17 protein-coding genes are annotated in these 20,114 nt (G+C 73.5%); 7 read left to right on the forward strand and 10 right to left on the reverse strand.

The window, feature by feature from the left end; genetic code table 11:
- Positions 1-61: 61 nt before the first annotated feature.
- Positions 62-790, forward strand: coding sequence for a dipeptidase PepE (pepE, locus tag JKV81_RS14240; protein WP_202076212.1), 729 nt, complete (start codon positions 62-64; stop codon positions 788-790).
- On the opposite strand, the gene JKV81_RS14245 is transcribed toward pepE, so the two are convergent.
- Positions 756-2,300, reverse strand: a complete 1,545-nt coding sequence (locus JKV81_RS14245) for an MFS transporter (RefSeq protein ID WP_202076213.1) — start codon at positions 2,298-2,300, stop codon at positions 756-758. The genes pepE and JKV81_RS14245 overlap by 35 nt on opposite strands.
- Positions 2,301-2,548: 248 nt before the next feature.
- Here JKV81_RS14245 and JKV81_RS14250 point away from each other — a divergent pair, with 248 nt between their 5' ends.
- Entirely contained in the window at positions 2,549-4,063 is a 1,515-nt protein-coding gene (locus tag JKV81_RS14250; RefSeq protein ID WP_202076215.1) for an MFS transporter, read from the forward strand.
- Between the two features lie 51 nt (positions 4,064-4,114).
- On the opposite strand, the gene JKV81_RS14255 is transcribed toward JKV81_RS14250, so the two are convergent.
- From JKV81_RS14255 to JKV81_RS14285, 7 genes are all read right to left on the reverse strand, one after another.
- Entirely contained in the window at positions 4,115-5,335 is a 1,221-nt protein-coding gene (locus tag JKV81_RS14255) for an FAD-dependent monooxygenase (protein ID WP_202076217.1), read from the reverse strand.
- Positions 5,332-6,729 (reverse strand): MFS transporter, encoded by a 1,398-nt coding sequence (locus JKV81_RS14260; RefSeq protein WP_202076249.1) that lies wholly within the window; start codon positions 6,727-6,729, stop codon positions 5,332-5,334. The genes JKV81_RS14255 and JKV81_RS14260 overlap by 4 nt, the downstream gene beginning before the upstream one ends.
- 376 nt (positions 6,730-7,105) lie before the next feature.
- Complete coding sequence (locus JKV81_RS14265) at positions 7,106-7,738, reverse strand: response regulator transcription factor (RefSeq protein WP_124277218.1); 633 nt, start codon at positions 7,736-7,738, stop codon at positions 7,106-7,108.
- 115 nt (positions 7,739-7,853) lie between these two features.
- Positions 7,854-9,029, reverse strand: coding sequence for a sensor histidine kinase (locus JKV81_RS14270; RefSeq protein ID WP_307820538.1), 1,176 nt, complete (start codon positions 9,027-9,029; stop codon positions 7,854-7,856).
- Positions 9,030-9,040: 11 nt separating this feature from the next.
- Positions 9,041-9,763, reverse strand: a complete 723-nt coding sequence (locus JKV81_RS14275) for an ABC transporter permease (protein WP_124277220.1) — start codon at positions 9,761-9,763, stop codon at positions 9,041-9,043.
- Complete coding sequence (locus JKV81_RS14280) at positions 9,763-10,713, reverse strand: ABC transporter ATP-binding protein (RefSeq protein ID WP_236056637.1); 951 nt, start codon at positions 10,711-10,713, stop codon at positions 9,763-9,765. Before JKV81_RS14280 ends, JKV81_RS14275 begins: the two co-directional genes overlap by 1 nt.
- A 450-nt stretch (positions 10,714-11,163) precedes the next feature.
- Positions 11,164-12,765, reverse strand: coding sequence for a hypothetical protein (locus JKV81_RS14285; RefSeq protein ID WP_202076219.1), 1,602 nt, complete (start codon positions 12,763-12,765; stop codon positions 11,164-11,166).
- Between the two features lie 198 nt (positions 12,766-12,963).
- Between JKV81_RS14285 and JKV81_RS14290 the strand changes: the two genes are divergently transcribed.
- The 4 genes from JKV81_RS14290 to JKV81_RS14305 all read left to right on the forward strand — a co-directional run bounded on the left by JKV81_RS14290 (position 12,964) and on the right by JKV81_RS14305 (position 16,947).
- Entirely contained in the window at positions 12,964-14,001 is a 1,038-nt protein-coding gene (locus tag JKV81_RS14290) for an ABC transporter substrate-binding protein (protein WP_202076221.1), read from the forward strand.
- Positions 14,002-14,108: 107 nt separating this feature from the next.
- Positions 14,109-14,945 carry a Nif3-like dinuclear metal center hexameric protein gene (locus JKV81_RS14295; protein WP_202076225.1) on the forward strand — a complete coding sequence of 279 codons (837 nt, stop codon included), beginning with the start codon at positions 14,109-14,111 and terminating at the stop codon, positions 14,943-14,945.
- Complete coding sequence (locus JKV81_RS14300) at positions 14,942-15,685, forward strand: zinc ribbon domain-containing protein (RefSeq protein WP_187282016.1); 744 nt, start codon at positions 14,942-14,944, stop codon at positions 15,683-15,685. The genes JKV81_RS14295 and JKV81_RS14300 overlap by 4 nt, the downstream gene beginning before the upstream one ends.
- Positions 15,685-16,947 carry a bifunctional RNase H/acid phosphatase gene (locus JKV81_RS14305; RefSeq protein ID WP_202076227.1) on the forward strand — a complete coding sequence of 421 codons (1,263 nt, stop codon included), beginning with the start codon at positions 15,685-15,687 and terminating at the stop codon, positions 16,945-16,947. Before JKV81_RS14300 ends, JKV81_RS14305 begins: the two co-directional genes overlap by 1 nt.
- On the opposite strand, the gene eda is transcribed toward JKV81_RS14305, so the two are convergent.
- Both eda and yaaA read right to left on the reverse strand, forming a co-directional pair.
- A complete protein-coding gene (eda, locus tag JKV81_RS14310; RefSeq protein ID WP_129262505.1) occupies positions 16,944-17,588 on the reverse strand; it encodes a bifunctional 4-hydroxy-2-oxoglutarate aldolase/2-dehydro-3-deoxy-phosphogluconate aldolase in 645 nt (214 codons plus the stop codon). The two genes, JKV81_RS14305 and eda, sit on opposite strands and share 4 nt — an antisense overlap.
- Before the next feature lie 97 nt (positions 17,589-17,685).
- On the reverse strand, positions 17,686-18,486 hold the full coding sequence (gene yaaA / locus JKV81_RS14315) for a peroxide stress protein YaaA (RefSeq protein ID WP_129262503.1): 801 nt from the start codon (positions 18,484-18,486) through the stop codon (positions 17,686-17,688).
- Positions 18,487-18,618: 132 nt separating this feature from the next.
- On the opposite strand from yaaA, the gene JKV81_RS14320 reads away from it, so the two are divergent.
- Complete coding sequence (locus JKV81_RS14320; protein WP_202076231.1) at positions 18,619-20,058, forward strand: RNB domain-containing ribonuclease; 1,440 nt, start codon at positions 18,619-18,621, stop codon at positions 20,056-20,058.
- The last annotated feature ends 56 nt before the right edge of the window (positions 20,059-20,114 follow it).

A 20,114-nucleotide genomic window follows, 5' to 3' on the forward strand; every position in this document is an offset into this window, starting at 1 on the left:
GCCCGGCTCTCCGCAATGAGCCGTACGCCCGGCTCTCCGCCCCACCGCACGAGGAACCTCTGTGAATCTGCTGCTGCTCTCCAACTCCACCCAGTACGGCCGCGGTTATCTGGAACACGCTCTGGACACCGTCACCGCGTTCCTCCCGCCGGAGGCGCGGCTCGCCTTCGTGCCGTACGCGCTGGCCGATCACGACGCGTACACCGCGCGGGTCCGCGCCGCTCTGGAACCGTCCGGGATCCGGGTGCGCGGCGTCCACGAGAACGCCGACCCGGTGGCCGAACTCGCCGCCTCGGACGCCGTGTTCATCGGCGGAGGCAACTCCTTCCGGCTCCTCGACGCCCTCTACCGCACCGGCCTGCGCGAGGCGGTGCGGGACGCCGCGCGCAGCGGGCTGCCGTACATGGGGGCCAGCGCCGGCACCAACATGGCCGCGCCGACCCTCCGGACCTCCAACGACATGCCCATCGTGCAGCCGCCGTCCTTCGACGCGCTGGGCCTGGTCCCGTTCCAGATCAACCCGCACTACCTGGACCCGGACCCGGCCAGCACCCACAAGGGCGAGACCCGCGAGGAGCGGCTCACCGAATTCCTGGAGGAGAACGACGTCCCCGTGCTCGGGCTGCGCGAGGGCTCCTGGCTCCGGGTCCGGGAGGGCGCGGCGACGGTCCAGGGAGCCCGCCCCGCCCGGCTGTTCGCCCGCGGCGCCCGGCCGCAGGAGCTCGCGGCCGGGACCGATGTGTCGTGGCTGCTGGCTACTGAGCCGAGGTTCGACGCTCCGGCGCGCTGACCCGCACCGCCACGGGGGCGGCCTCCGCGGCGGCATGCGCGTCACCGGCGCTGCTGGCCAGCAGCACCGGGCGCGGCTGCCGCTGCGCCGGCAGGAACGCGGCCAGCACCAGGCCGATCAGCACCGCCCCCGTGGCGATCATGAACGAGGTCCGGAAGCCTTCCATGGTGGGGACGTCGACCGCCCCCATCCGCACCGAGGTGTTCGCCAGCACCATGCCGATCACCGCGCTCGACAGCGAGGTGCCGATCGACCGCATCAGCGTGTTCAGACCGTTGGCCGCACCCGTCTCCGACGCGTCGACCGCGCCGATGATCAGGGCGGGCAGCGAGGAGTACGCCAGCCCGATGCCCGCCCCGAGCACCACCGCGATGATCACGGTCTGCCAGGCGGCGCTCATCAGGCCGAGCCCCGCCCCGTAACCGACGGCGATGACCAGCATGCCGAGGATCAGGGTGGTCTTGGGGCCGCGGCGGGCGGAGAGCCGGGCGTACAGCGGGGCCACGAACATCATGGTCAGGCCCAGGGGCGCCACGCAGAGCCCGGCCACCACCATGGACTGCCCCAGGCCGTACCCCGTCGCCGCGGGCAGCTGGAGCAGCTGCGGCAGGACCAGGGAGACGGCGTAGAAGGCCACCCCGACCATGATCGAGACGAGGTTGGTGAGCAGCACCTCGCGGCGGGCACTGGTCCGCAGGTCGACCAGCGGTGCGGACGAGCGCAGCTCGAACAGGCCCCACAGCACCAGGATCACCAGGGACGCGGCGATCAGGCCGAGGGTCAGCGGAGAGGTCCAGCCCCAGTCGCCGCCCTTGGTCACGGGCAGCAGCAGGCAGACCAGGCCGAGGGAGAGCCCCAGCGCCCCGGCGAGGTCGAAGCGCCCCGGCGCGCGCAGCGGCGGCTCCGGCACGACGAGCACGGTCAGCGTCATGGCCAGCACCCCGAGGGCGGCCGAGGCGAGGAAGAGCGCGTGCCAGTCGGCGTGCTGGGCGACGAGCGCGGCCGCGGGCAGCGCGAGTCCGCCGCCCACGCCTATGGAGGAGCTCATCAGGGCCATCGCCGAGCCGAGCTTCTCGCGCGGCAGCACATCGCGCATGATGCCGATGCCCAGCGGGATGGCGCCCATGGCGAAGCCTTGGAGCGCCCGGCCGACGATCATGATCACGAGGTTGTCGGTGGAGGCGCAGATCAGCGAGCCCACCACCATCACGGCGAGGCTGGCCAGCAGCATCCGCCGCTTGCCGTTCAGATCGCCGAGCCGCCCCATGATCGGGGTGGCGACGGCCCCGGCGAGCAGGGTGGCGGTCATGACCCAGGTGGCGTTCGCCGGGTCGGTGCCCAGCAGGGACGGCAGGTCCTTGATGACGGGGACGAGCAGGGTCTGCATGACCGCGACGGTGATCCCCGCGAACGCGAGTACGGGGACGACGCCCTTGCTCCCGCCCTCCCTCTTGCCGCGGCCCGGGTCGGGGAGCTCCCCCGCCTGCGGTTCGTTCGTCGTCCGTTGCATACGTGAGGCCTCCGGGCAGGGAAAAGATGCGGCAGTCAGAGCGGGGTGGAGCATGCGGCAGCGCGCCGAGCGGGCAGCGCCGACCGCCAAGTGTGTGCATGTTGAACGCTTCCGTACGTCCGCGATATTCCGGTGAACGCGGCGTAAAAACAGGGAAGTCGGCGGAGGTCCTACGCCGGGGGGCGGAGAAGTGTCGGGACCGAAGGGGGAGCGGAAACGGATGTACGGGGCACGAGTGGCCTGCGAGTATGACACCCATGGTTGACGTCACCCCGCCCCCGCGGCCTCCCGCCCGATCGAGAACCCGTACGAGAACCCGTACCTGGGCCGTGGTCGCGGCCGCCTGCACCGGCCAGTTCCTGGTCGTCCTGGACGTGTCCGTCGTCAATGTGGCGCTGCCGTCCATGCGCACCGACCTGGGCCTGAGCGCCCCCGGGCTGCAGTGGGTCGTCAACGCCTACTCCATCGCCTTCGCCGGCTTCATGCTCCTCGGCGGGCGGGCCGCGGACATCTACGGCCGCAAGCGGATGTTCCTGACCGGGCTCGCCCTCTTCACCGCGGCCTCCCTGGCCGGAGGCCTGGCGCAGGAGGGCTGGCAGCTCCTCGCGGCGCGGGCCGGGCAGGGGCTGGGCGCCGCCGTGCTCTCCCCGGCGACCCTCACGATCCTCACCGCCGCCGTCCCCGAGGGCCCCGCGCGGAGCAGGGCGATCGGCACCTGGATGGCGGTCGGCGCGGGCGGTGGAGCGGCCGGCGGGCTGATCGGCGGGGTGCTCACCGACGTCCTGTCCTGGCGGTGGGTCCTGCTCATCAACGTGCCGGTCGGCGTCCTCGTCATCGCCGGCGCGGCGGTGTGGCTGGCCGAGGGCCGGGCGGGCGACCGGCGCCGCGTCGACCTGCTGGGCGCGGTGCTCGTCACGGCGGGCCTGGCGACGACGGCGTACGGCATCGTGCAGACCGAGGCCGCCGGCTGGGCCTCGGCCGCCACCCTGGTGCCCCTCCTGGGCGGACTGGCGCTGCTCGGCGTGTTCGTCCTGGTGGAGTGGAGGACTGCCGCACCGCTGATGCCGCTGCGGGTGCTCGGGGTGCGGGCCGTCTCGGCGGCGAACGTGTCGATGCTGCTGCTGGGCTCGGCGACGTTCTGCATGTGGTACTTCATGACCGTCTACGCGCAGAACGTGCTGGGCTACACACCGCTGGAGGCCGGCTTCGCGCTCGTACCGAGCTCCGTCGCCGTCTTCGTCGGCGCCAAGGCCGCGCCCGCCCTCATGGCGCGGACCGGCGCCAAGGCCCTGGCCGTGGTAGGCGCCCTGGTCGCCGCCGCCGGTTTCGGCTGGCAGTCCACCATGGGCGTGCACGGCTCCTACCTCACCTCGGTCTGCCTCCCCGGCGTCCTGATGATGGCCGGGGCCGGACTGGCCTCCACCCCGCTGGCCACGCTCGCCACCTCCGGCGCGGCACCCGGCGACGCGGGACTCGTCTCCGGGCTGGTCAACACCTCCCGCACGATGGGCGGCGCGCTGGGCCTCGCGGTGCTCTCCACGGTCGCGGCGGCCCGCACGGCGGGCTCCGGGGGCGCCGCGGAGATCACCGCCGGTTACGCCCTGGCCTTCCGCACCTCCGCCGTGGTCCTGGTCGCCGGGGCGCTGATGATGCTGGTCTGGCTGCCCGGACGCGGGGAGAGGCCCACGGGCACCCGGGCCGGAGGCCGCCCGGGAAGCGCCGGGAAGGAGACGGCGCCCGCGCTGCACTCCCCGGAGGCCTAGGGCGTGTTGTGGAAGTCCCGCCCGCCCGGCGACGCCTCGTCCGCCCCGGGTTCACCTCGTGGGCGGGAACTCCGGCAGGGTGAGGGCCGAGTGGGCGGAGCGTCCCTCCCCGGAGGGCAGGGCGGTGAGACCGCGCAGCCTGTCGTTGCGCTGTCGCAGGGCCTCGGCGGTGGTGGGGAAGAGCGTGGCGCCGCCCTCGCCGACCAGCCCCTGGTTCGCGGTCACGAACGCACGGGTGGCGTGTTCGTAGGCGGCGAAGCCCGGGGCGGGGGCCCGGCCGGCCAGCGAAGCGGCGAGCATGTACGCGCCGACGAGTGCGAGGCTGGTGCCCTGTCCGGTGAGGAACGAGGGCGTGTAGGCGGCGTCGCCCACCAGCGCGACCCTGCCGCTGGACCAACGGGGCATGCGGATCTGGCTGACCGCGTCGAAGAACAGGTCGTCCGTGTCGTCCAGGGCGGCCAGCATGCCCGGGACCTCCCAGCCCGCGTCGGCGAAGACCTCGGTGAGCAGGTCGCGTTGGGCTCCGGGGTCCCCGAACGCGTCGAACGGCGGTTCCGGCCGGGCGAAGTTCAGAAAGGCGTGAACCTCCTCGCCGGCCCCCACGGCGTAGAGCGCCGCGGCCCTGCCCGGGGTGTTCCACATGACGGTCTCGTGGGAGAGGCCGAGGGTGTTGCGCGCGGTGAACACGGCGAAGCAGTAACCGAGGTACCGGTGGAACTGCTCCTCGGGCCCGAACAGCGCCTCCCGGGTACGTGAGTGCGTACCGTCCGCACCGATCACCATGTCGAACGTACGGCTGCCGCCTCCTCGGAAGGCGACGTCGACCCCGTGGGCGGACTGGTCGAAGGTCTCGATGGAGTCGTCGAACACGAACTCGACGTCGTCACGGACCGCCGCGTGGAGCGCGTCGGTCAGATCCCCGCGCCGTACCTCCAGGTCCTGTCCCGCGACACCCCCGGTGACGGCATGCGGGTGGAGCGAGGCCACCACCCGGCCGTCGCCTTCGAGGAAGGTCAGCCGGCGCAGGTCGACGTGCGCCTCCCGGAGCCGCGGCAGGATCCCCATCCGCCGGACGACCTCCAGAGCGGTGCCGCGCACATCGATGGGGTAGCCACCGCTGCGCGGCGTGCCCGCCTTCTCCACCACCGTGACCGCGTGGCCGCACCGGTTCAGCCAGAAGGCGAGGGCGGGGCCCGCGATGCCGGCCCCGGATATCAGGACGGTGCGCCCCGTTGCGTGACGGATGTCCGTCGGCTGATCGGTGCGGGTCATTCGTTGACTCCTTTGCTCATGGTGCGGACGACAAGCAGGGACAGCGCCGCGACGACGCCTGCGATGAGGAAGCCGGTGACGAAGGCCGATTCGGCCGGGACGTCCGAGCCGGAGGGGACCCCGGAGGTGAGGAGCGCGCCGCCGAGCATCCCGCCCACGGCTGACCCCAGCACACGGGTCACCAGGACCAGGCTGGTGGCGATGCCGGTGTCGCTCTCGTCGACGGAAGAGGCGATGCTCGTCACCATGGCCGTGACGCACAGGCCGTTGGCGAGCGCGATCAGCGCCTTGCCGACGACGATGTGCCAGATCTCGGTGTGCGCGACCGACAGGGTGAGCAGGGCGACGGCCATGAGGACGGCGGCGGTCGTGACCACGGCACGAGGGCCGAAGCGCCGCTCGCCGATCCCGCCGGCCGGTCCGGCCAGCGTCGCGGCCACGGCGCCGGGCAGGAGGACGAAGCCGATCGCGGTGGGGCCGGCCCCGAAGCCGTATCCGTCGCCGGACGCGTCGAGCAGCTGCGGAACGAGATAGACCCCCATCGCGGTACCGAGGCACATCACGAACGTCACCACACATGACTTCCAGATCACCGGCCGTGCCAGCATGCGCAGATCGACCAGGGGCGCGGCCGCTCGGCGTTCGACGGCCAGCCATCCGGCCACGAAGGCGGCCAGGAGCACGAGGAGGGCGCCGAGCACGAGCGGCTGCGAGCCGGCATCGGGCGCCAGCGCGAACACGAGCATGAGCGTGACCAGAATCCCGCTCAGGAGAAGCAGGCCGGGCCAGTCGATCCCGGCGCCGTCCGGCCTGCCCGGCGCGTCCGGCGGCATCAGCCTGTTCACCAGCAGGGTGAACCCGATGACCGCGAACGTCGGCAGCGCGAACATCCAGTGCCGCGAGAGTGCTTCCGCCACGGGCCCGGCCGACAGCATCCCCACCATCGAGCCGCCCACGAACATTCCGCTGACCAGCCCGATGGCCACCTTCGACTCTCCGATGGGCAGGTGCTTGCGCACCACGATGAAGGACAGGGGCAGCGCGCCCACCATCGCCCCCTGGAGAATCTGACCGAGCAGCAGCACCGGCAGGCTGGGCGCCAGGGAGGAGACCAGGCCACCGGCCGAGACCACCGTCATCAGCCGGATCAGGACCCGCTTTCCGCCGTAACGGTCGCCGAACTTGCCTGCGAGCGGCGTGACCAGCGCGCCGGTGACGGCGAGCACGATGTTGAGGAGCGCCCCTTCGGCCGGAGTCATGTCCAGCTCCCGTTGCAGGAGCGGGAGCGTCGGCGACACGACCGACTCCAGGGCGCCGGTGGAGACGGCCAGCATGCCGAGGGCCCAGACAGCGGCCTTCCCCATGCGGGCCGGAGGCGCCGGGCCTGTGGTCATGAGCGTCGTTACGGACTCGATGCGGCCGGCCGGTCCGGCGGGCTCGTGCCCGTCCTGTCGCGCCGTCACCCCTGGCCTCCCTGCCGATGGCTCGCTGATCCCATGGGTGGAGCTCCCCTCCGTCTGATGCGGGCCGGACGGGACGGAGTGTGCGGGCACGGCTGCGCGCCGGGCGTCATACCCGGGAGCCAAAGTGGAGGTGCTACCGCGGTAGGGGGTGCGGGAGACGTGCCGGAACGCCGTCGGGCGTCAACTCCGCTCCAGGGACCCGTGATTCAGCGATGGCCGGGGGCGCCTGCGCGGGGGCGGGCCGGACTGACGGCGTCCACCGGGACCGGTCTCGGAGCCGGTCCTGCCGGCGCCCACCGGGACGGTCTCAGAGCCAGCCCTGCCGGCGTGCCGCGCGCATCGCCTCCATGCGGTTACGGGTCCCCGTCTTGCCGATCGCCGAGGAGAGGTAGTTCCGGACCGTCGACTCCGACAGGCTCAGCTTCGCGGCGATGTCGGCGACCGTCGCCCCGTCCACGGACGCGTTGAGCGCGTCCCGCTCCCGCGGGGTCAGCGGGCTGGGGCCCGCGCCCAGCGCGGCGGCGGCCAGCGCCGGATCGATCACCGTCTCGCCGCCCAGCACCTGCCGGATCGCCTTCGCCAGGTCCCCGACCGGCCCGTCCTTCACCAGGAAACCGGACGCGCCGGCCTCCATGGCGCGTCGCAGATAGCCCGGCCTGCCGAACGTCGTCAGGATCAGCACCCGGCAGTCCGGCACCTCCGTACGCAGGTCGGCGGCCGCGTCCAGGCCGCTGCGGCCCGGGAGTTCGATGTCCAGCAGCGCCACGTCCGGGCGCGAGACGAGCGCCTCGTCCACGATCCTGTCCCCGGCGGCCACCTGGGCGACCACCTCGAAGTCCGGCTCCATGCCGAGCAGCAGGGCGAGGGCGCTGCGCATCATCCCCTGGTCCTCGGCGAGCAGGATGCGTACCGGACCCGTGGGCCGGTGGTCCTGCGGCATCTCGTTCACGGGCTCAGATTAGGCCGCCGGGGCCCCGCGCGGGGGCCCGACGGCGCCGCCCGCCCGGTGGGCCGCTGCTCAGCTGCCCGGTCCCGCCCGCCCGGCAGGCCGTTCCTCAGCCGCAGTTCCGCCCGCCCGCACCGTCCCCCGGCCAGGCCGGCAGTTCCGCGGTCACGACGAAGCCGCCGTCCGGGCCGGGGCCCGACTCCAGCGAGCCGCCCGCGGCGGCCAGCCGCTCGGCCAGTCCCCTGAGCCCCGTACCGCCGGCCGTGCCCGCAGGCTGCTCCGGGCCGGGACCCGCGCCGTCGTCCGTCACGGTCAGCCTCACCCGATCGGGTGTGGAGCCGAGCTCGAACACACAGCGGGTCGCGCCACTGTGGCGTACGGCGTTGGTGACGGCCTCCCGGGCGACCCAGCCCAGCAGCGTGTCGGTCTCCGGGTCGGGCGGTGGCCCCGAGCGGTGCACGACCGCCTCGATCCCGGCGGCGCTCAGCACCGGCCCGGCCCGGTCCAGCTCGGTGGCCAGGCTCCCCTCGCGGTAGCCCGTCACCGCCTCACGGATCTCGGTCAGCGCCTGGCGGCCCACCGACTCGATGTCCGAGACCTGGGCGAGCGCCGCGTCGATGTCGAGCGGAGCGATCCTGCGGGCCGCCTCCGACTTGACGACGACGACCGACAGGGTGTGGCCGAGCAGATCGTGCAGGTCGCGCGAGAAGCGCAGCCGCTCCTGCTCGACGGCGCTGCGGGCCAGCTCCTCCCGGGTCGCGCGCAGCTCCATCACCGTCTCGGACAGGGTGAGGATCGCGGCGGTCACACCCCCGGAGATGAAGGTCCCGTAGCCGATGGTCCACGGCTCCGAGACATGGTCCCCGCGCCACACGGCCACCGCGCACGCGCATCCGGCGAGGACGATCAGGCCGACGCCCAGCCGCCGGCCGCGCAGGATCGTCCCGCAGGCCAGCGAGAACAACGGGAAGAACAGCAGCCAGTTGCCGCCGTACCCCATCGCGAGCCCGAACGTGAGGGCCCCCATCGCGGCCAGCAGCACGTACGACGTGACGCTCTCCCGCTTCCTCCGGTCGAAGCCCCGGAACACCACCGAGATGTAGAGGGAGTTGAAGGCCAGCAGCCCGAGGCCGCCGACCCAGGGGTTCGACGTCTCGCCCTGGAGGAGGTTGGAGAACGCGCCGAGCCCCATCAGCAGCACGGGCAGCAGGGCGTACGGGCCGGGCGGGCCGGGCCGCCTGTTCCTCTTCCTGGTCTTCTTCGGCTTCAGCGTCTTCCTGGACACGGTCACTCCACTCACACGGTCCTCGCCGACCGACGGTAGGACATCACGGCGTAACCGCCGAACAGCAGCAGCCACCCGGCCAGTACGGCCAGGGATCCGGCCCCCGGGGCGTGCCCGGCGATCGTCGACCAGCCCAGATCGGCGAACCCGTGCGCGGGGGTGAACCCGCCGACGGCGCGCAGCCACCCGGGGAACACGCCGAGCGGGAACCACAGCCCGCCGACGAGCGCGAAGCCCATCAGGCAGGCCACGTTGACGACACCGGTGCCCTGCGGGGTGAGCCGGTACCCGTTGCCGATGCCCAGCAGGGTGAACGGCAGTGCGCCGAGCCACAGCAGCAGCACCAGCGCGCCCCACTGCCAGGCCGCCAGCCGTACGCCGTTGACGAGCCCCCCGGCCAGCAGGATGGCCAGCACCGTCGGCAGGACCGTCACCGAACTGCTGATCGCGCGGCCGGTCACCGCGCGCCACGGGTCCAGCGGTGTGATCCTCAACTGCTGCAACCAGCCGAGGGACTTGTCCGACGCGATGCCCGTCCCGATCGCCATGGCGGAGCCGAGCGCCCCGTACGCCGCCATGCCGACCATCGACGCGGCCTTCCAGTCGTCGTAGGAACCGCTCCCGCCGAGATTGGTGAAGAGCAGATACATCATCAGCGGCATGCCCGTCCCGAAGACCAGGAACGTGGGGTCACGCAGGGTCCGCCGGATCTCCAGTGCGATGTAGGGGAACATCACGCGGCCTCCTTCACCTGGTCGGCTGCTGCTGTCGGTGCGGTGAGCGAGAGGAACGCGTCCTCCAGGGTCGCCCTGCCGACCTGGAGCCCGCGTACGGCCCCGATCCGTGCCAGCTCGACGACGGTCGCGTCCGAGTCGTCCGTACGCAGCAGGGCCCGGCCGCCGCGCACCTCGACGCCCACGACACCGGGGAGCGACTCCAGCCCGGCGGTGGAACGGCCGGCCAGGTCGATGGAGACCAGGCCGCCGCCCGCAGAGCGCTTGATCGCCTCGCCGCTGCCGTCCGCGACGACCCGGCCGCGGTGCAGGACCACGATCCGGTCGGCGTTGCCGTCGGCCTCCTCCAGATGGTGCGTGGAGAACAGGACGGTCCTGCCGCGTTCCGCGAAGGACCGGATCGAGACCCAGAACGCGCGCCTCGCCTCCACGTCCAGCGCGGCCGTCGGCTCGTCCAGCACGACCAGTTCGGGGTCCCCGGCCAGCGCGACGGCGAACCGGACGCGCTGGACCTGGCCGCCCGACAGCTTGTCGACGCGCCGGTCCGCGTACTCCGTCACCCCCGCGAGGGCGAGCGCCTCGGCCACCGGCAGCGGGCGCGGGTAGAGAGCCGCGACGAAGCGGATCAGCTCACCCACCGTCACCCGGGGGATCGGGCGCCCGTCCTGGAGCATCGCCCCGGCCAGCCCGGCGCGGACCGCCCGGTCGGGCGCCCGGCCGAGGAGGCGCACCGTGCCGGAGTCGGGATCGTTCAGCCCCAGCAGCAAGCTGATGGCCGTGGACTTCCCCGCGCCGTTGCGGCCCAGCAGCGCGACGGTCTCGCCCCGCCCGACCGTCAGATCCATTCCGTCGACCGCCCGGACGGTGCTCCCCGCCCGGCCGAACGTCTTGACCGCCGCGGTGAACTCCACCGCCGGTCCGTTCCCCTTGCTCCCCGTTGTCCGTGTCATGCCGATGACGCTACGGACCCGGCGGATCCCGCGGCAGGGGCGTGCGTACGGACTACGCGGTGACAAATGTCCTGGGTGCGGTCCCTGTCGGGGGAGGGGCGAGCCCGCCGCAACGCCGAGGGCCGCCGCTGCCGGACGGCTGCGACGGCCCTCGTGTCGTGCGGAGCGGTTCAGGCCGCCGCGCTGCCACCCCCTTCGGAGGGACGCCGGTGACGGCCGTGCGGCTGCACGGTCACGTTCTCCGCGGATGCGCCTCCTCGGTGCTTTCCGTAGCCGCCGGCTTCGGCCCGTTCCGTGTCCGCTTCCGGCGGACGCGTCTGGGTCGTGTCGGTTCGGGCTTCAGACATGTGGGAAGTCTCCCCGTTGCAATCGCTTACGTGTGTGTCGCGGCCACCCGGCACGGTCACCGTCGGCGTCCGAACGGAACGGCTGCGTAGCCCCGGGCCGAGTTTATCCAGGTGCGATGCGACCCGTGAGAGGCGCCTGCCCCAGAGGTACGGGTGTGCAGACCCCGCGCGGAGGCGTGGCCCCGGACGCGTTCGTTCCGGTCGTGACGGCCGGATGGGGTTCGTCCACCGGAGCCTCCATCAACGCCACGGCGCAGGGCGCGTCCTCCTGCGAGTACGGCAGATGGAGCACCCCTTCCCGGGTCCAGAAGCCCGATCCGGCGAGCCATCCGCCGGGCGCCGCGAACTGGTGCAGCCGGCGCCCCGCCGGACGCCACAGCCCCACCCAGCTGCCCCCGGCCCCGTCGATCCGCAGCGCCACCGCGCAGCTCTCCGGCATCAGCATCTGGCCGGGCTGCACGGCGAACGGCGTCAGCGTCTCGTCCGGGGCGCGCAGACACTCGGGGAACCGCACCGGGAGGCAGCTGCCGAGCACGCCCCAGCCGAGCCGGTCGTGGCCGGGTGCGTCCGAACGGACCAGCAGGAGCCCGCTGTCGGCGTCGGCCAGCAGCAGCCGGTCGTTGCTCTCCGGCGCGATCTGGAGCAGGGGGGTCACCTCGCCGCCGCGGCCCAGGTCCACGACCACCGCCTTCACGGGGCCGCCGCCCGTCATCTGCCGGTCCAGGGCGAGCAGCCGGCCCTCGCGGTCCAGCCAGACACCGCCGGAACAGCGGCCCGGGACGTCGGCCACCTGCTCGGGACCGAACGCGCCGCCCGCCACCAGCCACACGCCGGTGGAACGTTTTCCCGGGAGCAGGGCATAGGCGCTCATGCCGTCCGGGGACGGCGGGAGGAGCGTCAGCTCCGGGCAGTCGAGGGCGCCCAGCGGGACCTCGCCCGTGCCGGGGCCCGTCGGGTAGAGCAGCGAGAACGTGTGCCGGCCCGCCGCCACCTCCCGCCGGATCAGCACCCGCCCGTCCGAGAGCGGCAGTACGTCGGAGGCGGCCTCCTCGGGCCGGTCCAGGGGGAGGGGAACGGCGTACGGCTCGGGGCCGTCCAGCGTCCAGCGCTCGGGGAACCAGCCGGGCCCGGTCGCCTCCCCGGCCGGGGTGAGCCGCGCGGCGTACGTGTGGCCGGCGCCGAGGGTGAGCGCGGGCGGCACGAGACGTGGCGGGGCCGGAGGGAGAGCCGCCTCGACCGTGCGCGCGGGGGCTTCCGGGGCCGAGGGCGGAGCGGACGAGACGGCGGGCGGGGCGGACGGCATGGGCGGCAGGGGAGGAACGGCAGCCGCCCCGGGCGCCTGCACCTCGGGCGCTCTCACCTGGGATGCCCTCACCTCGGGCGCCTCGACCTCCGGCGCCCTCACCTCGGGGGCCCTCGCCTCAGGCGCGCCCACCTCCGGTGCGCCCCCTTCGCGCGGCCCGGCCGGGGAGGCTGCCGGGTCCGCCTTCGCCTCCGCCGCGCCCGCACCGGTGTCCCCCTCGGACGCGCCCGCTCCGGCCGCACCCTCCCCGTCCGCGTCCGGGTCCCCGGCCGGCGCACCCCCGGCGCGCGGTTTCACGGGCTCCGCCGGCCCGTCCGGCTCCGCCGCTTCGGGTGCGGATCCGGCCGCCGCAGCGGTCCCCGCGACTCCGGCGGTCATGTCCTCGATGGCACAGGCAGTCATGGTCCGGTCACCTCCGGCAACCGAAGCTAGGTTTCGCACTCCCCACCGGACAACACGAGCCACGCCACTTCACACATAAGGGTGCCGATGTCCTGATTCGCCTGCGGGGGTGGGGGTGACTGTGCTGTCGATTCCCTGTGAATTAAGGTGAGCCTTCCCTAAGAATTCCCTGTGTACGTCCCGAACCGGAGCAGAAACATGTCCTTCAGACGCCGCGGCACCGCCGCGATCGGTCTCGCGGTCGCGGCCGCCCTCTCCCTCTCGGCCTGTGGAGGCGACGACACCGCCGACGCGTCGGGAAGCGGTGCGGGCGGCGACAAGAAGGCGGCGGTCGCCACGGGCGGCAAGGACTTCGCCGACGCGGCGAAGAAGACCGCGGCGTACGGGACGGACGCCGAAGCCGGCGAGTTCCCCCGTACGCTCACCCACGCCATGGGCACCACGAAGATCGAGCACGCTCCCGAGCGCGTGATCGTGCTGGACGTCGGCGAGTTCGACAACGTCGTCTCGCTCGGTGTGAAGCCCGTCGGCTACGCCCCCTCCGAGGGCGACGCCGCGATCCCCTCGTACCTGAAGAAGGACGCCGGCGCCCCGGTGAGCGTCGGGACGATCAACAGCCTCAACCTGGAGGCGATCGCCGGTCTGAAGCCGGACCTGATCCTGGGCAGCCAGCTGCGCGCGGCGGACATGTACGACGAGCTCTCGAAGATCGCGCCGACCGTGTTCTCCATCCGCCCCGGCTTCACCTGGAAGGAGAACTACCTCCTGAACGCCGCCGCGCTCGACAGGACCGCGAAGGCGGAGTCCGAACTCGCGGCGTACGAGGCGAAGGCGCAGAAGCTCGGCACCGACATCGGCCCGGACAAGCCCACCGTCTCCATGGTCCGCTACATGCCGGACAAGATCCGGCTCTACGCCAAGGCCTCCTTCATCGGCACGATCCTCCAGGACGTGGGCCTGCCGCGGCCCAAGAACCAGCAGATCGACGACCTCGCCGCGGAGATCAGCCCCGAGAACATGGACCAGGCGGACGCCGACTGGATCTTCACCGGTGTCTACGGCGACGCGAAGGCCACCAAGCGCGACACCGCCCGCGCCAACCCGCTGTGGAAGAACCTCGCCGCGGTGAAGGCCGGCCAGGCCAAGGACGTCTCCGACGAGACCTGGTACCTGGGTCTCGGCGTCACCTCCGCGAACCTGGTCCTCGACGACCTCCGCGCCGACCTCGTCACGTGACGAGCCGGGTACGGACCGGGTAACGATTCGCACCGGCCGCCGGTCCCGCAGTACGGGCCCCGGCGGCCAGGGGCGCCGGGGCACGGCGGACAGGTAGCCTTTCCCCCGTGCCCCGTCTGTCTGAAGTCATCGCCGAGCTCGACGCCCTCTGGCCCCCCGAGCGGGCCGAGGGATGGGACGCCGTCGGCACGGTCTGCGGCGACCCCGGAGCGGAGATCGACCGGGTCCTCTTCGCCGTCGACCCCGTCCAGCAGATCGCCGACGAGGCCCGCACCCTCGGCGCCCAGCTGATCGTGACCCACCACCCGCTCTATCTGCGCGGTACGACCACGGTCGCGGCCACCACCTTCAAGGGCCGGGTCGTCCACGGGCTCATCAAGCACGACATCGCCCTGCACGTCGCGCACACCAACGCCGACACCGCCGATCCCGGGGTCTCCGACGCCCTCGCGGGCGCCCTGGACCTGCGGGTCACCGGCCCGCTCGTGCCGGACCCCACCGACGCCTCCGGACGCCGCGGACTCGGCCGGATCTGCGAGCTCGACCACCCCGAGACCCTCCGCGACTTCGCCGCCCGCGCCGCCGCCCGGCTCCCCGCCACCGCGCAGGGCATCCGGCTGGCCGGCGACCCCGACGCCCTCGTGCGCCGGGTCGCGGTGAGCGGCGGCTCCGGCGACAGCCTCTTCGACGCGGTGCGCGCCTCCGGTGTGGACGCCTTCCTCACCGCGGACCTGCGCCACCACCCGGCCTCCGAGGCCGTCCAGCACTCGCCGCTCGGCCTCGTCGATGCCGCACACTGGGCGACCGAATGGCCTTGGTGCGAGCAGGCCGCCGCGCAGCTCGACGCACTTTCCGACCGCCACGGATGGGACCTGCGGGTCCATGTCTCGAAGCAGGTCACCGACCCCTGGACCACCCACCACTCTTCTGGAGCCCCCAACTGAACGCCGCGCCCGCCGACCAGATCCGACTCCTCGAAGTCCAGGCACTCGACGTACGTCTGTCGCAGCTCTCCCACAAGCGCACCTCGCTGCCCGAGCACGCCGAGCTCGACTCGCTCAACAGCGACCTCGCGCAGCTCCGCGACCTGCTCGTCGCCTCGCAGACCGAGGAGAGCGACACCACCCGCGAGCAGACCAAGGCGGAGCAGGACGTCGACCAGGTGCGCCAGCGCGCCGTCCGCGACCAGCAGCGGCTCGACTCCGGCGCGGTCTCCTCGCCGAAGGACCTGGAGAGCCTCCAGCGCGAGATCACCTCGCTGGCCAAGCGCCAGGGTGACCTGGAGGACGTCGTCCTCGAGATCATGGAGCGCCGTGAGTCCGCCCAGGAGCGCGTCGCCGAACTGACCGAGCGCGTCAGCGCGGTGCAGGCCAAGGTGGACGACGCGACCGCCCGCCGGGACGCCGCGTCCCAGGAGCTGGACGCCGAGGCCGCCACCGTGGCCAAGGACCGCGAGGTCGTCGCGGGTGCCGTCCCCGCCGACCTGCTCAAGCTGTACGACAAGCTGCGCGCCCAGCAGGGCGGCGTCGGCGCCGCACGGCTCTACCAGCGCCGCTGCGAGGGCTGCCGCCTGGAGCTGAACATCACCGAGGTCAACGACGTGAAGGCCGCGTCCCCCGACACGGTGCTGCGCTGCGAGAACTGCCACCGCATCCTCGTCCGCACCTCGGAGTCGGGCCTGTAATGTCCGCTCCCCGCCAGCTGGTCGTCGAGGCCGACGGGGGCTCCCGGGGCAACCCGGGACCCGCGGGTTACGGCGCGGTCGTCATCGACCCGGCCGACGGACAGACGCTCGCCGAGACCGCCGAGTACATCGGCGTCGCGACGAACAACGTCGCCGAGTACAAGGGTCTGATCGCCGGTCTGACGGCGGTGAAGGAGCTCTTCCCGGACACGGACGTACAGGTCCGTGTCCGGATGGACTCCAAGCTGGTGGTCGAGCAGATGTCGGGCCGCTGGAAGATCAAGCACCCCGGCATGAAGCCTCTCGCCGAGGAGGCCGCGCGGATCCTTCCCGGCTCCTCGGTCACGTACGAGTGGATCCCGCGCGCCGAGAACAAGCACGCCGACCGGCTCGCCAACGAGGCGATGGACGCCGGCAAGCGGGGCGGGCAGTGGGACCCGGCGGCCTCGACGGCCGACCAGGACACCCCGCGCACGCTCGTCGTCCCGGACGCGCCGCCCCGCTCGGGACCGCCCGGCGACGCGGCGGCGGGCGCGGCGAAGGTCCGCGCCGCCCTGGCCGCCGCCCGGCCCTCGGAGACCGCCCCGGGGAGCGCGTCCGCGACCCCGCAGGTGGGCTGGGGGAGCGCGCCCGACCTGGGTGATCCCGCCACCTTCATCCTGCTCCGGCACGGCGAGACGGCCCTCACGCCCGAGAAGCGGTTCTCGGGCAGCGGCGGCAGCGACCCCGCGCTCTCGGAGACCGGCCGCCACCAGGCCGCCTGCGCGGCGGAGGCGTTCGCCGCCCGGGGCACGGTCCAGGAGATCGTCAGCTCCCCGCTGCGCCGCTGCCGTGAGACGGCGGAGGCCGTGGCGGCCAGGCTGGGCCTCCAGGTCCGTATCGAGGAGGGCCTGCGCGAGACCGACTTCGGGGTCTGGGAGGGGCTCACCTTCGGCGAGGTCAGGGAGCGCTACGGCGCCGACCTCACCACCTGGCTGGCGTCACCCGACGCGGCGCCCACCGGCGGCGGCGAGAGCTTCGCCGAGGTGGCGGAGCGGGTGTCGGCCGCGCGCGACCGGCTCATCGCCCGTTACGCGGGCCGCACAGCCCTGCTGGTCACGCACGTCACCCCGATCAAGACCCTGGTCCGGCTCGCGCTGGGGGCCCCGCCGGAGTCACTGTTCCGTATGGAGCTCTCGCCCGCGTCCGTCTCGACGGTGGCGTACTACGCGGACGGGAACCCCTCGCTGAGGCTCCTCAACGACACCTCGCACCTGCGTTAGCGGCCCAGCGCCGACGCCTCGGCGGCCAGCCGCTCCACGCGGGCCCAGTCCTTCGCCGCCACCGCGTCGCCGGGCACCATCCAGCTGCCGCCCACGCAGCCGACGTTGGGGAGGGCCAGGTACGACGGCGCGGAGGCGAGCGAGACGCCGCCCGTCGGGCAGAACCGTGCCTGGGGGAGCGGGGAGGCCAGGGCCTTGAGGTAGGCCGTTCCGCCGGCGGCCTCGGCGGGGAAGAACTTCATCTCCGTGACCCCGCGCTCCAGCAGCGCCACGACCTCGGACGTCGTGGAGACGCCCGGCAGGAACGGCACGCCCGACGCCTTCATCGCGTCCAGCAGGGCGTCCGTCCAGCCGGGGCTGACCAGGAAGCGCGCTCCGGCCGCGACGGTCGCGGTCACGTGCGCCGGGGAGATCACCGTGCCGGCGCCGACCACGGCGTCCGGGACCTCCTCGGCGATCGCCCGGATCGCGTCGAGGGCGGCGGCCGTCCGCAGGGTGACCTCGATGGCGGGGAGCCCGCCCGCGACGAGCGCGCGGGCCAGCGGCACCGCGTCGGCCGCGTCCTCCAGCACGACGACGGGGACGACGGGGGCGAGGTCCAGCACGGAGGTGGACACGGCGGCGGGCACGGAGGAGGTCATGGACTCATCCTGCCGCGAGAACCGCACACTGCGCAACGCACGTTGCGCATGATGCAACGCAAGGGTCTGTGGGGCTACGACCCGACGGACCGGCCGATCAGTGGATCTCGGTGACCACCACGTCGAGCGCCCACGGCCGCCCCGCCCGCTCCGGGGCCTTCGCCTCCACGACGTGACCGAGGTCGCGCAGCACCTCCACCAGCTCGGCCGGCCCCTTCGGCCGGGCCCCCGCCACCAGCAGATCGCGGACCATCCGGCCCTTCGTCGCCTTGTTGAAGTGGCTGACCACGGACCGCTTCTCCACCCCGTCGACCATCCGGGACTGGAGCACCCGCACGCTCGCCGTGCGCTCCGCGACCTCGCCCGAGGGCTTCCACGCCGCGGCGTACGCGGACGAGCGCAGGTCCAGGACCAGCCCGTCCCCGGCCGCCTCCGGCATGACCGACGCCATCGGCGCGCGCCAGTGCGCGTTCAGCGCGCCCAGACCCGGCAGCTTCACGCCCATCGAGCAGCGGTAGGACGGGATCCGGTCGCCCACCCGCACCGCGCCCCACAGCCCGGAGAAGACGACCAGCGACTGCCCGGCCCGCCGCTTGGCCGCCGCGTCGAGCGTGGCCAGGCCGAGCGCGTCGTACAGCACCCCGGTGTAGATCTCCCCGGCGGGCCGGGTGCCGGCCGTACGCAGCTCCGCGTTCTTCGCGACCTCGCCGCGCAGCCCCTCGCTCAGGCCCAGCACCTCACGGGCCTTCTCCTCGTCCGCCAGGCACAGCTCGACCAGCTCGTCGAGGATCGCGGCCCGGGCGTCGGCCAGGCCCGGCAGGGACAGGGACTCCGGCTTCAGCGGTGCCCCGCGCCCCGAGGCGGCCTTACCTTCGGAGGGCGGCAACAGCACGAGCACGGGCGTTCTCCTTCATACGCGGCACAGGGCCCCGCGCACACGGGAGCCCCCGCCAAGGGTACGGGCGCCGGCCTGCCCGGAGCCCCGGAGACCGGGATGCCGACCGCACCGCCCCGGCCTACGCTCGATGGCATGCCCCGCCGCCACCTGCACCTGACCGGCGCGGACGGAACCCCGCTGCGGTCGGCCCTGCACACCCGGCGCACCGGGCTCGGCCTGCCCGCCGGCTTCCCGCCCGCCGTCCTCGCCGAGGCAGTGGAGGCGGCGAAATCCCCGGACGTCTCCGGCCACCTGGACGCCACGGACCTGCCGTTCCTCACCATCGACCCGCCCGGCTCCACGGACCTCGACCAGGCGATGTACCTGGAACGGCGCCCGCACGGTTTCCGCGTGCTCTACGCCATCGCCGACGTCGCCGCCTTCGTCCGCCCCGGCGGCGCACCGGACGCCGAGGCCCACCGCCGGGTGACGACCCTCTACTTCCCCGACGGCAGGATCCCCCTCCACCCCCCGGTGCTCTCCGAGGGAGCCGCCAGCCTCCTCCCGGGCGAGACCCGGCCCGCCGCCCTCTGGCGGATCGACCTCGACACGGAGGGCCGTACGGTCGCCGCCGAGGTGCGCCGCGCCCTCGTACGCAGCCGCGCCAGGCTCGACTACGCGGGCGTCCAGCGGCAGATCGACGCGGGAACGGCCGAGGAGCCCCTCGCCCTGCTCAGGGTCATCGGGCTGCTGCGCCAACAGCAGGAGACCGCCCGGGGCGGCATCTCGCTCGACGTACCCGAGCAGGAGATCGTCGCGCGCGGCGGCACCTACGGTCTGGAGTACCGCGCGCCCGTGCCCGCCGAGAGCTGGAACGCCCAGATCTCCCTGCTCACCGGCATGGCGGCCGCCGCACTCATGCGCGACTCCGGCACCGGGATCCTCCGTACGCTGCCCGTCGCCCCCGACGGCGCGGTCGCCCGGCTCAGACGCTCCGCCGAGGCCCTGCGCATCGACTGGCCGCACCACGTCCCGTACGCCGAGGTGGTGCGCTCCCTCGACCCGGCCAAGGGCAGCCACGCGGCGTTCCTCCAGGAGTGCACCACGCTCCTGCGCGGCGCCGGCTACAGCGCCTTCACCCACGGCGACCTCCCCGTACCCGCCGTGCACGCCGCCGTCGCCGAGCTCTACACGCACTGCACCGCGCCGCTGCGCCGCCTCGTCGACCGTTACGCCGCCGAGCTGTGCCTGGCCGCCACCGCCGAGCGGGAGCCCCCGGAGTGGGTGCTCAGGGCGCTGCCCGGCCTGCCCGCGGAGATGGCCGAGGGCACCCGCCGCGCCAACACCGTGGAGCGCGCGTGCGTCGACCTCGTCGAGGCGGCGCTGCTCGGGGACCGGATCGGCGAGGTCTTCGACGGGTACGTGATCGACGTCAAGGACGGCGAACCCGGCGTCGGCACCGTCCACATCGAGGACCCCGCGATCGTCGCCCGCATCGAGTCCTCCACCCCGCTGCCCCTGGGCGAACGGCTGCGGGCCCGCCTCACCCGGGCCGACCCCGGCTCCTCGAAGGTGCTGTTCGCACCCGCGTGAACCCGGCCCGCCGGCCCCCGGCCCAGCACCCGCGTGAACCCCGGTCCTTCGCCCCC

It is taken from the genome of Streptomyces silvae (assembly GCF_016745505.1).
Classification (GTDB): Bacteria; Actinomycetota; Actinomycetes; order Streptomycetales; family Streptomycetaceae; genus Streptomyces; species Streptomyces silvae.

What these genes read in the sequence shown, in the direction of transcription:
- JKV81_RS14320 (WP_202076231.1), top strand. Translation starts at nt 18,619, where the DNA reads ATGCCCCGCCGCCACCTGCACCTGACCGGCGCGGACGGAACCCCGCTG.
- JKV81_RS14260 (WP_202076249.1), bottom strand. Translation starts at nt 6,729, where the DNA reads ATGACCACAGGCCCGGCGCCTCCGGCCCGCATGGGGAAGGCCGCTGTC.
- JKV81_RS14250 (WP_202076215.1), top strand. Translation starts at nt 2,549, where the DNA reads ATGACACCCATGGTTGACGTCACCCCGCCCCCGCGGCCTCCCGCCCGA.
- eda (WP_129262505.1), bottom strand. Translation starts at nt 17,588, where the DNA reads ATGACCTCCTCCGTGCCCGCCGCCGTGTCCACCTCCGTGCTGGACCTC.
- JKV81_RS14265 (WP_124277218.1), bottom strand. Translation starts at nt 7,738, where the DNA reads ATGCCGCAGGACCACCGGCCCACGGGTCCGGTACGCATCCTGCTCGCC.
- JKV81_RS14275 (WP_124277220.1), bottom strand. Translation starts at nt 9,763, where the DNA reads ATGTTCCCCTACATCGCACTGGAGATCCGGCGGACCCTGCGTGACCCC.
- JKV81_RS14255 (WP_202076217.1), bottom strand. Translation starts at nt 5,335, where the DNA reads ATGACCCGCACCGATCAGCCGACGGACATCCGTCACGCAACGGGGCGC.
- JKV81_RS14290 (WP_202076221.1), top strand. Translation starts at nt 12,964, where the DNA reads ATGTCCTTCAGACGCCGCGGCACCGCCGCGATCGGTCTCGCGGTCGCG.
- JKV81_RS14285 (WP_202076219.1), bottom strand. Translation starts at nt 12,765, where the DNA reads ATGACTGCCTGTGCCATCGAGGACATGACCGCCGGAGTCGCGGGGACC.
- JKV81_RS14245 (WP_202076213.1), bottom strand. Translation starts at nt 2,300, where the DNA reads ATGCAACGGACGACGAACGAACCGCAGGCGGGGGAGCTCCCCGACCCG.
- JKV81_RS14305 (WP_202076227.1), top strand. Translation starts at nt 15,685, where the DNA reads ATGTCCGCTCCCCGCCAGCTGGTCGTCGAGGCCGACGGGGGCTCCCGG.
- JKV81_RS14280 (WP_236056637.1), bottom strand. Translation starts at nt 10,713, where the DNA reads ATGACACGGACAACGGGGAGCAAGGGGAACGGACCGGCGGTGGAGTTC.